At 32.6% G+C, this 15538-nt stretch carries 15 protein-coding genes and 1 pseudogene; 10 read left to right on the top strand and 6 right to left on the bottom strand.

Going from position 1 to position 15538, the window contains the following annotated elements; genetic code table 11:
- Nucleotides 1–204 precede the first annotated feature (204 nt).
- The 4 genes and pseudogenes from ACUN0F_RS03575 to ACUN0F_RS03590 form a co-directional block, all read right to left on the bottom strand.
- Complete coding sequence (locus tag ACUN0F_RS03575) at nucleotides 205–501, bottom strand: hypothetical protein (RefSeq protein WP_000219733.1); 297 nt, start codon at nucleotides 499–501, stop codon at nucleotides 205–207.
- 737 nt (nucleotides 502–1238) lie between these two features.
- Complete coding sequence (locus ACUN0F_RS03580; RefSeq protein ID WP_256933030.1) at nucleotides 1239–1553, bottom strand: S-layer homology domain-containing protein; 315 nt, start codon at nucleotides 1551–1553, stop codon at nucleotides 1239–1241.
- 6 nt (nucleotides 1554–1559) lie between these two features.
- Nucleotides 1560–1799 (bottom strand): annotated as a pseudogene (locus ACUN0F_RS03585) (S-layer homology domain-containing protein); the annotation flags it as partial.
- A 9-nt stretch (nucleotides 1800–1808) separates the two neighbouring features.
- Complete coding sequence (locus ACUN0F_RS03590; RefSeq protein ID WP_243707085.1) at nucleotides 1809–1958, bottom strand: hypothetical protein; 150 nt, start codon at nucleotides 1956–1958, stop codon at nucleotides 1809–1811.
- A 1279-nt stretch (nucleotides 1959–3237) separates the two neighbouring features.
- On the opposite strand from ACUN0F_RS03590, the gene ACUN0F_RS03595 reads away from it, so the two are divergent.
- From ACUN0F_RS03595 to preA, 5 genes are all read left to right on the top strand, one after another.
- Entirely contained in the window at nucleotides 3238–4668 is a 1431-nt protein-coding gene (locus ACUN0F_RS03595) for an NAD(P)/FAD-dependent oxidoreductase (RefSeq protein WP_445539127.1), read from the top strand.
- Between the two features lie 10 nt (nucleotides 4669–4678).
- On the top strand, nucleotides 4679–5092 hold the full coding sequence (locus ACUN0F_RS03600) for an NUDIX hydrolase (protein WP_087983545.1): 414 nt from the start codon (nucleotides 4679–4681) through the stop codon (nucleotides 5090–5092).
- A 2-nt stretch (nucleotides 5093–5094) separates the two neighbouring features.
- Nucleotides 5095–5736, top strand: a complete 642-nt coding sequence (locus ACUN0F_RS03605; protein WP_256933021.1) for an HAD family hydrolase — start codon at nucleotides 5095–5097, stop codon at nucleotides 5734–5736.
- 225 nt (nucleotides 5737–5961) lie between these two features.
- Nucleotides 5962–7350, top strand: coding sequence for an NAD(P)-dependent oxidoreductase (locus ACUN0F_RS03610; protein ID WP_445539128.1), 1389 nt, complete (start codon nucleotides 5962–5964; stop codon nucleotides 7348–7350).
- Nucleotides 7350–8600, top strand: a complete 1251-nt coding sequence (preA, locus tag ACUN0F_RS03615; RefSeq protein WP_087983549.1) for an NAD-dependent dihydropyrimidine dehydrogenase subunit PreA — start codon at nucleotides 7350–7352, stop codon at nucleotides 8598–8600. Before ACUN0F_RS03610 ends, preA begins: the two co-directional genes overlap by 1 nt.
- An 87-nt stretch (nucleotides 8601–8687) precedes the next feature.
- Here preA and ACUN0F_RS03620 read toward each other — a convergent pair whose 3' ends face one another.
- Nucleotides 8688–9773: a quinone-dependent dihydroorotate dehydrogenase gene (locus ACUN0F_RS03620; RefSeq protein WP_087983551.1), complete on the bottom strand. Its 1086-nt coding sequence runs from the start codon at nucleotides 9771–9773 to the stop codon at nucleotides 8688–8690.
- A gap of 93 nt (nucleotides 9774–9866) precedes the next feature.
- Complete coding sequence (locus ACUN0F_RS03625) at nucleotides 9867–10307, bottom strand: DMT family transporter (RefSeq protein WP_087983553.1); 441 nt, start codon at nucleotides 10305–10307, stop codon at nucleotides 9867–9869.
- Nucleotides 10308–10596: 289 nt separating this feature from the next.
- Here ACUN0F_RS03625 and ACUN0F_RS03630 point away from each other — a divergent pair, with 289 nt between their 5' ends.
- From ACUN0F_RS03630 to ACUN0F_RS03650, 5 genes are all read left to right on the top strand, one after another.
- Nucleotides 10597–11166 carry an LOG family protein gene (locus tag ACUN0F_RS03630; protein WP_087983555.1) on the top strand — a complete coding sequence of 190 codons (570 nt, stop codon included), beginning with the start codon at nucleotides 10597–10599 and terminating at the stop codon, nucleotides 11164–11166.
- A gap of 536 nt (nucleotides 11167–11702) precedes the next feature.
- On the top strand, nucleotides 11703–12464 hold the full coding sequence (locus ACUN0F_RS03635) for a ParB N-terminal domain-containing protein (RefSeq protein ID WP_426967023.1): 762 nt from the start codon (nucleotides 11703–11705) through the stop codon (nucleotides 12462–12464).
- Between the two features lie 59 nt (nucleotides 12465–12523).
- Nucleotides 12524–13966, top strand: coding sequence for a 4-hydroxyphenylacetate 3-hydroxylase family protein (locus ACUN0F_RS03640; RefSeq protein ID WP_087983559.1), 1443 nt, complete (start codon nucleotides 12524–12526; stop codon nucleotides 13964–13966).
- Entirely contained in the window at nucleotides 13935–14309 is a 375-nt protein-coding gene (locus ACUN0F_RS03645) for an NUDIX hydrolase (protein ID WP_445539129.1), read from the top strand. Before ACUN0F_RS03640 ends, ACUN0F_RS03645 begins: the two co-directional genes overlap by 32 nt.
- A 27-nt stretch (nucleotides 14310–14336) precedes the next feature.
- Nucleotides 14337–15533, top strand: coding sequence for a M24 family metallopeptidase (locus ACUN0F_RS03650; RefSeq protein WP_445539130.1), 1197 nt, complete (start codon nucleotides 14337–14339; stop codon nucleotides 15531–15533).
- Nucleotides 15534–15538 lie beyond the last annotated feature (5 nt).

A 15538-nucleotide genomic window follows, 5' to 3' on the forward strand; every position in this document is an offset into this window, starting at 1 on the left:
AAATAGTATTAGATAATTATAGAGGTCATTACAATCGCAAAACAAAGTACAGTTAAAAGGAATGAGTCCAGTACAATACCGGACTCACATTCAAACAGCCGCTTAATTCTTTGTTTAATTCTTCAGGTCCAGTTCATCATAGGAAATCGATTGTTGGCTTGCTATGCTCAATGACTGTTATTTTCTAACCTATCTCATATTACGCTAGTTTAAGTATTGAGAGTAAAAGAATAGGAATAGAAAAATTAATGTTTTGCTAAATAATCTATTAAAGAAACTTAAAGGAATAACAAGTTCTCCTATTGTAAGGATTTTAAGTTTATCCTTATTTAGTCCTTTTATTAATTCTTTTAATGTTTGGAAGTTTATTTTATTAACGAAAGACCAACTTGGCACAGCTTTTGTATCTGAACCTATTTTGAAAATGATATGAATACTATGTGCATGAAAACCGCTTATTATTAAAATAAGCATAAATCCTAAAATAATGAACCAAGTCATTTTTCAACATCTCCTTTCAGTATTTAATATTAAGATATTAAACCTGTTGAGTAAGTGTGCTGTTGTCCATGAAAAATATTGAGAAATTGTTGAGTAAACGTTGAAAATGTTGCTATGCTATTGATTGTAGCGGACTTTATAATGCTTGTCATATTATATGTGTGAAAAAAGGAAATAGGAAAGAGAACAGTTGCGTAGACTGTTCTCTTAAGGAGCGGAAGTGCTGAACATTTTCAATGACAATGATTCAAGCATTCCGTAAATAGTATGTGTAAAAATTTATAATTCATACAAGAAAGGCAGCTATAAAAAATAGCCGCCTTGCCTCAGGGAGAATTCAAGAAAATCAGAGATTCATTATGGATACAGATTGGCTGTTACCAATTTATTTATATTATTGGCAAGGGTTTAATAAGTTATTCATAAGTTAAGATCTTAATTCATCGTAGGCTGAGTGACATGCATAGTAAAAAGAGCACTTTTAAAAAGTGCTCTTTTTAAGATGTACATTAGGACTTGAAAGAGGCATCAATGACAATTTAGAAGGAGATATCTCTATACAACATATGGAGGTACTATGGAAGGGTGACGATAAAAATAAAAAGAGCAGTTAGAATGAACTAACTGCTCAGCTCCAGGGGAATTGGAGACTTGGTTTTTATAGTATTAGCAAACTTTCGGTGTATTATTCGAAAGTAGATATAGATGGTTAATTATAAATATTGTATTAGTGAATTTTATCCTTTAAATAATGTTCCACCATTAGTAACATGAGACTCTCCAATTTCTCCAAGCTCCTCAACAGGAATAAGTGGTAAATTATTATTATCGGGTTCATTATTCCTGTTCATAGCATTAAAGATAAATTGTGCGTACTGTTCTCTAGATACCTTCATATAAGGACTATAGTTATTGTTACCTGTGCCTTCCGCGATATGGTTGGAATGAATAGCATGAATTGCATCTTTTGCCCAATATCCATTCGGTATATCTTTAAAAGTAAATGCTCCCGTTGCTTTTAATTGGAATGCCTTCGTTAATACAGAAGCCATTTCAGCACGTGTTAAAGTATCCTTAGGGCGGAAATTACTATGTTCATCTCCAGTGAAGATTCCTAAGTTTGTGAGAGATAAAATTTCCTTTGTGTAATGGGTTGTGAGAGAACTGATATCTGAATAAGGATTAGTATATGTTTCTTTAATTTCTGGCTTGAGGTAATTGTAAATAAGAATGGCAACTTGTTCTCGTGTTACATCATCTCCAAAGCCAAATATCCCATTTCCGTATCCAAATAGGATCTGTTTTTCTTATAAGTCATGTATGGCTGTAAATGACCAGTGGTTTTGTGGTACATCAGTAAAGACTTCTTCAGCATGGGCGGTATAATGTCCAACTCCAAGTATTGTTAAGGTACTAATAGATAGTGCAGAGCATAATTTAACTAATTTTCTTTTCATAACATTTCCTTCCTAAAAGCGATATATAATTTTAATAAGTACATTTAAACCTATTATAATTATATATAAATACAATGTATTTGATGGATGTATCTATGTAGATGTAAAATATAATGGTGCTATATTTAAAAAATTGGAGATGGACCAGTAACTAGATTTGGATAAAATCTTCTTGATTTTATAAAGGAGAAAGGGTTAGTTTCAATTATCGAGACAGTAAAAGGACAAGCAAAAAGGATTAGAAGAAAGTGTGTTGTTTTAATTGTTTTAGGAGTTTTAATCATCGTATAACTACGTCCTCTATATGAATGGATAAATTGGAGAGAAGTCTTTGTATATCCTATAGGCTTTATTCTATGTATGATACTTGGATATTTTTGTTTACTAGAGTTTTCAATATTAGTAGGGTTAGTATGTATTGTATGAGGTATTCTTATGGCAATAGGAATTAGTGTTATATAGAAAAAATAAGAGCACAGAGCATTTAAATAGAATGCTTTTTATTTTGCATAGAAAAAGGAACCCACAAGGGTTCCTTTTCTTATTCCGATCTATCTTAAGCGCATATAAGATAATGTTATTTTACATCTTAATATTAGGAATTACAATAAATAATTAGAGATTACCGTGAGATGGTGTAAATGGGGGGAACATAAACGTTCCTGCATGCTCTGGTTGTAAGGAGCCTTGCATATGGAAATCAAATGTCTAATAAGCAAATCGGTCAAATTTTTTTCTACCAGTGTTTCATCAAGGTTGATTAGTTCATAAATATGAAGCACAACGATAAAAGCTAGAAATACTTACAAATTTTAAAAGAATTCCTTTTGTGTACCAAGAAGCAAAATGATAAACTACGTGCTCTTTAGTAAAAATTGAAGTAGGAGCTTTTCAGTGCCACGACAAAAGTAATCTCTCGTCTTCCTGAGTCTTACTTCAAAGTAAGATGTTCAGTATGGCTGTTCCTTTTTTAATATTGATATTTTACAAAGGAACCGAAGAGTTTGATTTCTCCAATCTATCTTCTTCCCGCACCCTTATTATCAAGTTATCAAAAGTTTTTGGCTCTAACATCTACCTTGGCTGTCATACTTCATGTGCTTAAAAAGTAAAAGCTAGGGAATAAAAAATACATTTAATTATATAGCGGGAGAAAATATCTTAGGGATAACATTTCGCATTGAAAATTCAGTCTTTTATTTATAAAGTTATGAATTGTAAAATTGTGGTAGTATTCGTTTTATATGGTTATATATTACATTTTTTACAGGGGGAAATTATGAGTGAACATGTTGATGTACTTATCGTTGGTGCTGGACCAGCTGGATTATTTCTAGCAAAAGAATTACTAGAGATTTCTAATCAGACAGTAGCTTTAGTGGATAGTGGAAGATCTATTAAAAAGAGATATTGCCCTTTGGTTAACAAAGGGAATTGTACACAATGTAATATTTGTCATGTTGTTGAGGGGGTTGGTGGTGCTGGAATGTATTCAGATGGAAAATTATCATCTTTTCCAGCAGGTAGTGGTTTAGTTAAGCTTCTTGGAAGCGAAGAAAAAGTAATTGAATTAAATAATCATGTTTTAGACCCATTTATTTCTAAAATGAATAATGATGGAATTAAGCAAACAAAAGCAGATGAATCGCAAGATTCATGTATGATACAACAGGCTACAGATAATAAATTAGACTGGAAATGTTATGATGTCTATCATATCGGTACAGAAGGTATTATTGAATATTGTATTGAGTTAGAAAAGGAGTTAATCAATGGTGGACTAAATTTACTAACTCAAACAAAATTAAAAAGCGTAGAAAAGAAAGAAGATATTTTTATCTCTACTTTAATAAATAGAAGGGGAGAAGAGTATCAAATTTCTTCAAATAATTTAGTCATGGCAACTGGAAAAGCTTCTGGTCATGTTTTAAGAAACATAATGGATAAATTAAATGTAAATTATTCTTTTAATGAAATTGAACTAGGTGTTCGAGTGGAAACTGAAAGAGAAGGTATAGTTGCATTGTCGGAAACTCATTTAGACGCTAAAATAAAAACGAAGATGGATGATGGAGCTGAAGTAAGAACGTTTTGTATGTGTAATGGAGGATATCTAGTTAATTGTTACTATGATTCTTATGTTCCTAACGAAAAAATTTGTACAATCAGTGGATTTTCTTTTAGAGATAAAAAATCTGATAATGCGAATTTTGGTGTGTTAGTAAGACAAAGCTTCCCAGAGTATGTTGATCCAATGGGAATGCAACTGGGAATTATACAAGCAATTAATAGAGCCTCGGGTTATGGGGGAACGATTGTACAGAGATACGAAGACTTTATTGCAAATCGTCCTACAAGTAAGGAGGGGCTAGAAAATAATTCTATCCAATCAACACTTCCAGAAGCTACACCGGTTAACTTAAGATGGGTACTTCCTGATTATGTAACAAATCATATAGAAAGCTTTTTAGGCAAATTATCTGGTTTATCAAATAAGTTAATTACAAAAGATACTTTACTACATGCCCCAGTATGGGAGTTATGTTGGGATAAAGTGCATGTAGATGAACATTTACGTACGAATATCTCAGGATTTTATGTAGCTGGAGATGCCATTGGATGGGCAAGAGGAATTATTCAAGCCGCGACTACTGGAGTAGTAATAGCTAGAGACATTCATACCAGAAATAAAGAATTAGTAAAAAGTTAGGAGTGATTTTTTGAATCCAAGAGTTGGAGTAGGAGCATTTATTATTGATGAAAACGAGAGATTACTATTAATATTACGTAATACAAATCCTGAGAGAATGCACTGGAGTATTCCAGGAGGAAAAGTAGAGTGGATGGAAACCGTAGAAGATACAGTTGTTAGAGAAATCAAAGAAGAAACGAACTTAGATATAAAATTAGAATCTTTATTATGCGTAACAGATCATATTATAAAAGAACAAGAAGTGCATTGGGTTTGTCCGACATATATTGCAACGGTAAATGAAGGCGTAGTTAAAAGAATGGAACCAGATAAGATACTTGAAATCGGATGGTTTTCTTTAAATGATTTGCCAAAACCATTAACACTTACAACAATTAAGGCTTTAGAGGCGTATAGAAAAGAAAATGTAAGGAAGTGCTAATAGTGAAAGCTATCATAATGGATTTAGATGGCACATTAGTTAACAGTGAATGGTTAGCAAAAGAGGCGTATAATTTTGGTTTTAAAGAGGTATTAGGGAGAACACTAACTGTAGAGGAGAAAGAAGAACTAGTTGGGAAGCCGATAGCTCTATTTTTAAGCCGATTCCCTGATAAATCGGATTTAATTAAATCTCATATTCTTCACTACTATCAAGAAAATATTTATAAAGTTAAGCTATATGATGGGATAGAAAATATGCTTGAGAGTTTGTTAATGAAGGATTATAAATTGGGAATAGTTACATCACAGTTGAAACATTTTGCGAATAGTGAATTGGAAAATAATAAAATTCACTCATATTTTCAGAGTGTTTTAACGGTAGAAGATTGTGTAGAAAGTAAACCGCATCCTTTACCACTTATTCAAGCAGCTAAGGAATTAAATATAAATCCTAAACAATGCATGTATATTGGCGATCAAATTACTGATATACAAGCTGCTCATGCTTCTCAAATGAAGAGTGGAGCAGCATTATGGGGAGAAGGTATGTTTGAAAAACTCGTAATACAGGGGCCAAACTTTGTGTTTAATACACCAAGTGAACTATTAGAACTATTAAATCAAAAATTAGAAAATAAATAGTAGTTTATTTTGAGATAGAATTGTAATCAAATAGGATTGAAGAAAAAATGTTAGTTTCCATTTTGTTTTTGCGGAATTTATAATGTGTGAAACTTAATAGAGGATAAGATACAGTGAATTGTCTTATCCTTTTTTATTTAGAAGCAATGGTATGTGCATATAGATTTTCATTGAGTAAGATAGCTTGAAATTTACTAATTAAATTGTTACTGAGGGGGAGAAAGTATGAATAAAACCTCTAAAGTTTATAGTGCGATAGAAGATATAAAACATAACTTTCTTGAGGTGAAACCAGATTTAACATTTAAAGAAGTAATAGAAGAGGCAAATCGATGTCTATATTGTTACGATGCTCCGTGTATAAAAGCTTGTCCTACAAGCATAGATATTCCTTCTTTCATTAAAAAGATTACTACAGATAACTTAAAAGGGTCTGCTCGCGTAATTTTTGAGGCTAATCCAGTTGGAGCAACTTGTGCAAGAGTGTGTCCAACTGAAGAACTATGTGAAGGTGCATGTGTATTAAATGAAGCATCTCAACCAATAAAGATAGGAGATTTACAGCGCCATGTTACAAATTGGACAATGAAGAATGAAGTCCAGTTGTTTAAGGAAGGAGAAAAAAAGGGGAAAACCATTGCTATTGTTGGGAGTGGTCCAGCAGGCTTATCAGCTGCGCGAGAATTAGCAAGGTTAGGCTATACTGTTACAATTTTTGAAGCAAAAGAAAAAGCTGGGGGATTGGATACTTATGGAATAGTATCTTTTCGATTGCCACAAGAAGTATCACTGTGGGAAGTTGATCAAGTTAAGAAATTAGGTGTTAAAATTCTTACTAACACAAAAGTGGGTAAGGATATTACAGTATCAGAACTAATGAATAGTTTTGACGTAATTGTTTTAGCGATTGGTATGTCTTCTGTACCCAATCTTAATATAGAAGGGGAAAATTTGAAGGGAGTATATGATGCAATCCAATTTGTTGAAGATACAAAAAGTAAAGAGCCCACTAGTCGGTTCTTAGGTTCGCGTATTGCAGTTATTGGTGCAGGAAATACAGCAATTGATGCAGCAACTTGTTCAGTTCGGTTGGGAGCTGAAAATGTAAAAATGATTTATCGTCGTACCCAGGAAGAAATGCCTGCATATCAATTTGAATATAAGTTTGCTAAACAAGATGGAGTAGAATTTAAGTGGTTAACACAACCAAGGCGAATTATTGGTGATGAAAATGGACATGTAAAACAATTGGAATGTATACGTATGGAATTAGGAGCAGAAGACTCTTCTGGGCGTCGTAGGTCAATTCCTATCGAGGGTTCGGAATTTATTATTGAAGTGGATGCAGTAATTAAGGCGATTGGGCAGACGCGTTATATTAAATTAATTGAAGAATTTGGTCTGCTTCATAATAAAGGTATCGTTAAAATTAATCCAAAAACAAACCAAACATCTAATCCGAAAATTTTTGCTGCAGGGGATGTTGTTTTTGGTGATGGTCAAGGTGAAGCAATGGTAGTTAGTGCGGCAGAGCAAGGTAAACAAACAGCATATGCTATTCATAAATATGTGTTTGGTTACAAATTAGATGGAATGATGAAGGAGGTTTTATAATGGCGGATCTGTCTATTAACCTAGCAGGGATAAAATCTCCTAATCCGTTCTGGCTAGCATCGGCACCACCAACAAATTCAGGATACCAAGTACAAAGGGCTTTTGCAGCAGGATGGGGAGGAGCTGTTTGGAAAACGTTAGGTGCACCAGTTGTAAATGTCTCTTCTCGTTTTTCTGCTATAAATTTTCAAGGGAAAAAAGTTGCTGGATTTAACAATATTGAATTAATTTCAGATCGTCCCCTTGAAGAAAACTTGCGAGAAATTTATGACACAAAGAAAAAGTTTCCGAATCATACGATTATAGCTTCACTTATGGTAGAGCCGAAGCAACATCAATGGCATGAGATTGTTAAAAGGGTACAAGATGTAGGGGTCGATGGGTTTGAACTAAATTTTGGTTGTCCTCATGGCATGGCTGAGCGTGGAATGGGAGCTGCATCCGGGCAAGTACCTGATCTTGTAGAAAAGCAGACATATTGGGTAAAAGAAGTAGCAGAAGTGCCGGTAATTGTAAAGTTAACACCTAATATTACAGATATTACAGCAACTGCATATGCAGCCGTAAAGGGGGGAGCAGATGCAGTTAGTATGATTAATACAATTAATAGTTTAATGGGAGTTAATATTGATACATGGAATCCCATTCCACATGTAGATGGAAAAGGAGCACATGGTGGATATTGTGGTCCAGCTGTAAAGCCAATTGCATTGAATATGGTTGCAGAGTGTGCACGTCATCCTAAAATCAATGTACCAATTTCAGGTATGGGGGGGATTTCTAATTGGCGTGACACGGTAGAGTTTATATTAATGGGATCAACAGGCGTACAAGTTTGTACAGCTGCTATGCATCATGGTTTTAGTATTATAGAAGATATGTTAGACGGTTTAAATAATTATTTAGATGAAAAAGGAATTTCTTCTGTGATGGATATAGTAGGGAAATCTGTACCAAGATACTCCAATTGGGGGGACCTTAATCTAAGTTATCATGTGGTAGCAAGAATCAATGATGAGGTTTGTATAAAATGTAATAAATGTTATATTTCTTGTGAAGATACATCACATCAGTGTATTGAAATACTTACTAACGATAATGGAAGTAAATTTCTCAAGGTTCGTGAAGTGGATTGTGTAGGGTGTAATTTATGTTCTATTGTTTGTCCTGTTGATGGAGCAATTGATATGATTGAAACTACAAGTAAAGAACCAATGACTTGGAATGAGCTTCAAGCTTCAATAAAATAGTTAATAAAAATTAACTATCCAAAGAAGAATATACAAGGTTATTATAAAAAATGCTGCCCCGATTCAAAATTTAAATCGAGGCAGCATTTATTTATGATATAGACCAATAGCTTCAGTAATATTATTGAGTCCATCTTTTTCTAGTAAAGTTAAGATTTCTTGATTAATTTGCTTTGCAACAGAGGGGCCACGATAAATCATACTAGTATAAATCTGAATAAGTGAAGCACCAGATTTAATTTTTTCATATGCATCTGCTCCAGTAAATACCCCACCGGATCCTATAATGGGTAATTTACCTTGAGTCTGTCGATAGATTTTTGAAATAATTTCTGTAGAACGATGATTTAATGGTTTACCGCTTAAACCACCAATTTGTTTTTGAAATTTTGAATTTAGATTAGTGCGACTAATAGTCGTGTTCGCAGCGATAACTGCATCAATTTTTACTTCTTGAATTATTGCAATAACTCCTTCCAGTTGTTCTGGAGTTAAGTCCGGAGCAATTTTTAAAATAATAGGACGATATACATTATGTTTTTTACATAACTCATTACGTTTATTTAATATAGAAGTTAATAATGGTTTTAAAGTATCGACATATTGCAAGTCTCTTAATCCTTCAGTGTTTGGAGAACTAATATTAATAACAAAATAGTCACCATAGGTATATAGTGTTTCCAATCCCTTTTGATAGTCTAAAGTGGCATCTGAGTTTGGAGTATCTTTATTTTTCCCTAAATTTATCCCTAGAGGAATATTGGGACGTGGTAAAGTCATAAAGTTTTGCTTGGCTCTATTCAATCCCTCACTATTAAACCCCATACGGTTAATAAGTGCCGTATCCTCAGGTAAACGATATAGGCGCGGTTTAGGATTTCCGGGTTGAGGTTTAGGTGTGATAGAACCTACTTCAACTGATCCAAATCCAAGGGATGCAAGAGCTGGGTATACATCAGCAAACTTGTCAAACCCTGCGGCCAAACCAATAGGGTTAGGGAATTTAATATCTAGCAATTTACATTCCAATCTAGAATCATTTAATCTCATATTTTTATTGTACATATTTCTAGCAAATGAAAATGATTGCATCATTTTTAGAGCATGAATAGTTCTCGTATGAGCTTTTTCAGGGTCTATCTTAAATAATAAATTGCGGATATTTGCATACATGGTTAGAATCTTCCCTTCAAATAAAATAAAAAGAACGATAAAAACTCTTTATCTAAAATGAACAATGTGAAGTGTAATCTAGATGATTGATAATTAAAATTTTTGGATAAGTACAACACCTATAATAACTAAAATAGCACCAAGAATACGGGGTAAGGACAATAAATGTATAGGCACATTAATTAGACCAAAATGATCTATTAATACAGATGCAACAATCTGCCCGGCAAGCACTAACGCAACGGTGGTTCCTGCTCCGATTCTTGGAATAAGAATAATGGTAGCCAGTACATAAAAAGCTCCCAAAACGCCACCAGTCCATACCCACCAGGGTGCAGAAGCAATCCCTTTATTAAAACTAAAACCAGCTTTAAATAATGAAATGGTAAATAAAGTAATCGCCCCAACTATAAAGGAAATAGTCGCAGCTACAAGGGGGGACCCTACAACAGTACGTAATTGAGCATTAATACTAAATTGAATAGGTAAAGCAAGTCCAGCCAAGAAGGCAAATATTAAGAATAAAACCCACATAATAAAAGTTCTCCTTACTTATATGAAATTGTTAAATATAGAATAAGTATGTAATATTATTTTTAAAAATTAATAGTATTTTATGAATAATCCGAGGGCGCCTCACCCATTATATTCCATAGGTGGGTGTTATTCAAATGTTTTTTAGGCTGATTTTTCAGACTATGAAATTTATTTCTTAATATCTTTATAAAAAATAAAATAGAAAATAATAGAATTTCTTTGTTATGATTATTAGTGTTAGCGATAATAATAGAGAAATATTTTTTAGAAATGAGGGGTCAAAGTTATGAAATCAATATGTGTATTTTGTGGATCAAATTATGGGGAAAGTGAAGAGTATAAAAATGCAGCAGAAAAGTTAGGTGAATATTTAGGTCAAAAAAATATCACATTAATTTATGGTGGAGGAAAAGTGGGATTAATGGGGAGTGTAGCAAATTCTGCCCTACAAGTTGGTGGAAATGTAGTAGGAATTATCCCTGAATTTTTACGAGATAAAGAAATTGCGCATCAAGGTATTACGGATTTAATAGTTGTAGACTCTATGCATTCGCGTAAACAAAAAATGAATGATATGGCTGATGGATTTATTGTATTGCCTGGTGGATATGGAACTTATGAAGAAATGTTCGAAGTTTTATCTTGGGGACAAATTGGCATACATAAAAAGCCGGTAGGCCTACTTAACGTTGACGGGTTCTTTGATCCTTTAATTGATATGTTACAACATACAGTTGAAAAAGGATTTGCAAGACCTGAAAATCTTAGTTTAATTCTTTCTTCAACAAATATAGAAGATCTTTTAAAGAAAATGAAAAATTATAATCATGTTATAGTCAATAAATGGGTTAAATAAAGAGAATGAATATAGTTTTTAATAAGGAAAGAGGGAAACTTAAAATAAGTTCCCTCTTTTTTGTTTGAAAAATAAAATTCGATATAGCAAATGTTTGTATTAATTAATAATAAAAAATTCTAACAAAATTTTATCAAGTTTTTTCTTGGTGATATTAGTTTACAAATATAAAAACTAAGTATATTACCAAGTGGATTTTATTATACTGTAATCCGTACTTTTAATTAAGAGAATCTTTGAGTTTATGATAATACTAGTAGTTTTAGAGAAATAATGAAAAATGAAATGTATGAAATCTGATGAATGATGTCAGACAATTACTTTTTTGTAAAAAAATAATAAATTTTACCAATATATTATTGAATATACATTTCTTGTTTGATATATTATTAATCATTGGAAGTTTGGGAATTATTAGACTATTGATATCTGTTTAACCTCGTGAATTAATGGATTGAAATAGAATGCATTGAATATGAAAAATGGATTTATTGCTTTTACTAGCAAGATATTTAAGAAATCAGGGAGGGAAATCTGTGTTATCTGCATTAAGGGTAGTGCCAATCGAACAAATATTTTTACATGAAGAATATGAGGTAGAGAGGTTAAAATCGATTTGTAAAAAAATCAAAGATGAACAAAAGTTAAAGAATCCACCTATTGCTTTACAAATAAATAATGGCAAGTATTTAATACTTGATGGTGCACATAGAACATCATCGCTGCAAGCTCTAAATTGTAAGAGAATGGTTGTTCAAGTAGTGGAATCAGAATTGATATCTATTGATTCATGGGCACACTATATTCCAAATGACAGAAACTTTATCGCAGATTTTAAAAAAAATCCTAATTTTTATTGGAGCGATGTTCCGATTCAAAAACAAAATTTTTTGGCGATTATTACAATTGATGGGAATAATCATTATATTTATTCTAAGTTTATGAATCAATTAGATTTGACCGCAATGGTAGATTTATGGAAACAAATTGTAAATGTATATACAGATAAATATCATTTTCAACGTATTTCTAATAATGAGTTAAAAGAAGATGGTATTGTTATTCGTTATCCTTCTTTAGATTTAAAACAAATCGCTCAAATAGTAGAAGAAGGTATCTTACTTCCTGCTGGTGTTACAAAATTCACAATAAATTGCGGACGTTTTTTAAATTTAAATGTGCCTTTAAGTTTTATTATCCGTGAAGATTATGTTGAAGAAGATTGGAAAGAGATGTTAAATCTATGGAGAGAATCTATTAGATTGTATACAGATCCAATATATTTATGTGAGACTTAAACAAAAGAAGATTTATTTTTCTGAAAAAATGAATATTTGTAAATTTGGAGGTATTGTAAATGTTGTATAGAGAAAGAACTAATGATAATCGAAAAGTATATTTAAATGGAGAATTAATTAAAGACGTATCAAAACACTCAGCATTTGAAGGGGCGATTCATTGTGTAGAACAGTATTACAGTTTACAGAATGAGAAACCAGAAGAGCATAGTTTTATAGATGAAGATGGACAACAATGCTCAATTAGTTTACTAGTTCCTAAAAACATAGAGGATTTAGAAAGAAAAAGAAAGGCTTATAAAGAAATAGCTGATATATCCTATGGAATGCTTGGTAGAACACCTGATTTTATCAATGCAGCAGTAGCTACAATATCTGCCCATGCTAGTTTTTTCGGAAGCGGGGAATATGCAAATTACACGGAAAATGCAAAGCAATATTATAAGCATGTAAAGAAAAATAATTTATTTATAGCACATGGATCAATTAATCCACAGATTGATCGTTCAAAAGCTTTAGGTGCACAAGAGCATGATTTTGCAGGAGTACATGTGGTGCGTTATGATGCATCCGGAATTGTGGTTAAGGGTGCAAAAATGATTGTTACTTTAGCACCAATTGCAGATGAACTACTAATCTTTAATATGCCGGGGCTTAAAGCTGGTGATGAGAATTATGCAGTAGCATTTACTATACCTGTAAATTCTCCAGGATTAAAAGTAATCTGCAGAAAACCTTTGGTGAAAGAGGGATATGATAAGTTTGATCATCCATTAACAAATCAATTTGATGAAATAGATGCTTACTTATTATTAGATGAAGTGTTTGTTCCTTGGGATAGAGTTCTAATATTTAGAGATGTAGAAAAATCTAATCAATTTTATGATAAGACTTTTGCAAGGCACCATACAGGACATCAAGGAATTGTAAGAGGGCTTGCAAAAGCTGAGCTATTGACTGGCATTGCGATTAAACTAGCTGAAATGCTAAAACTTAATCAATTTATAAATGTGCAAGAAAAATTAGGAGAGTTAACATCCTATGTAGAGTTATTAAAAGCAAGTATCGTGTTAAGTGAGCAGGACGCATATATGAGTCCTGAAGGGGTGATTACACCAAGTATTAATGCAATCCAAGCTATTAGATATAATTTTCCAAAAATGTATGAAAGAATGGTGAAGTGTATTCAATCTCTAGCTGCTGGTTCTATGCTTGCGACACCTCATCATGAAGATTTCTTTAATGAAAATGGAGATTACTTAATGATGGCTCTATCAACAGGTGAATTTGATGCCAAAGAAAGAACAATGCTACTTAATTTGGCATGGGATGCTTCGGGAGACGCTTTTGGTCAGCGTCAATTAGTATATGAGTACTACCATGCTGGTGATCCAATGCGTATAGCTGCTGGACATTACCTTTCATATGAAAAAGGTCAAATGTATAACATGGTGGAAAGGATTTTGAAGAGTGAAACGAATAAAGTGTGCATGTCTCGTTAAAAAAGAAAACAATAAATTGTTATTGGTAAGGGTACGAGATAATCAGCATTGGTATTTACCAGGTGGGAAGATTGAAAAAGGCGAGATAGCTAGTGAAGCTTTAAAAAGAGAGATACGTGAGGAATTAAATATAAAACTAATACCGAAGAGTATTCAATATTTATATACAGTTACTGGACCAGCATATAATGAAAAAGCGTTAGTTGATCTGGTGTGTTTTTCTGCAGAGTGGGAAGGGGAAATTCAACCTAAGGCAGAGATTAGTGAAGTGGATTGGATTGAATGTAAGGAAACGAATTTATTAGCTCCAGCAGTGTTGGAATTAATAAAAAGCTGGGATTAATTATTAATATTGGGGTGAACAACTACATTGATTTATAATATAGAACGTTTAGTTAATAAGATGAAACAAAATAATTTAGATGTCATTATTGCTGCTACGAAAGAAAATATTCGTTATTTTACTGGGTTTCAGCCAGTAGTAAAGACATTAAATCCATACTTTGGACAATGTTATGCAATTATTACAATTGATAGTCCTGAAGTTGTGCATCTTGTACATTCTATTGGAGAAATTGATCAAGTATTAGATGCACGAGTGCAAGTAGGAAAAGTATATACTTATGGAGTTTTTTTTAGGGAATATCTAAATAACGTTCCTCTTACTGAAGAAGAAGAGCGACTAAAACTATTATCTAATGTTGATGCAAGCTATTCTAATGGAATTGAAGCATTGATTGCTCTTTTAAAAGATATAGATGTTGAATATTGCAACATAGGTATAGATGAAGATGGAATGCAACCAAATCATATTAATACGATTAGTAATTATTTTAAGAAAAGTAGTATAAATCCTGTTTCAAATATTTTAAGACATGTTAGATCTATAAAAACAAATCATGAAATTCAGGCACTGACTTATTCGGCAAATTGTATTGAAAATGCAATTGAAGATGTAACAAATAATTTATTTGAAGGCATAAGTGAATATGAAATAGCAGACATTTTTAATTGTTCTATCGCCAAAAAAGGAGCATTGCCTGTTTTACCGATGATTAAGGTAGGAAGACATGCCGTTGGAGGTCAGCGAAGACAAAGTAAAGACATTAAATTGATGCCAGGTGACCTAATTTGGTTCGACTGCGATATTGTATGTGATGGATACTGGGCTGATATTGCTCGAGTCTTATCATATAAGTATATGAAACCAGAATATGATAAATTTAATGCTCTTTATAAAGGCCAATGTATAGCTATGCAAGAAATTCAGCCTGGCATGAAGGGGTCAGATGTTTTTGACTTAACGATGAATGCAGTTTATAAATCTGGTTTCACAGAATATAGAAGACATCATGTGGGACATGGTATAGGATTGGAGCCTTATGAGTTGCCTATACTTGCTCCAAATAATGAGGATGTAATTGAAGAAGGAATGGTCTTATCTGTAGAAACACCATATTATGAGTTTGGTTTAGGAGCCTTACATGTAGAGGATCCAGTTTTGATTTCTTCCAGTGGTAATAAAGTGTTAACTAGCACAAAAGGGCATATCAAAATCGTGGAGTGATAAAT

The sequence above is a fragment of the Bacillus sp. 1A genome, from assembly GCF_052682215.1.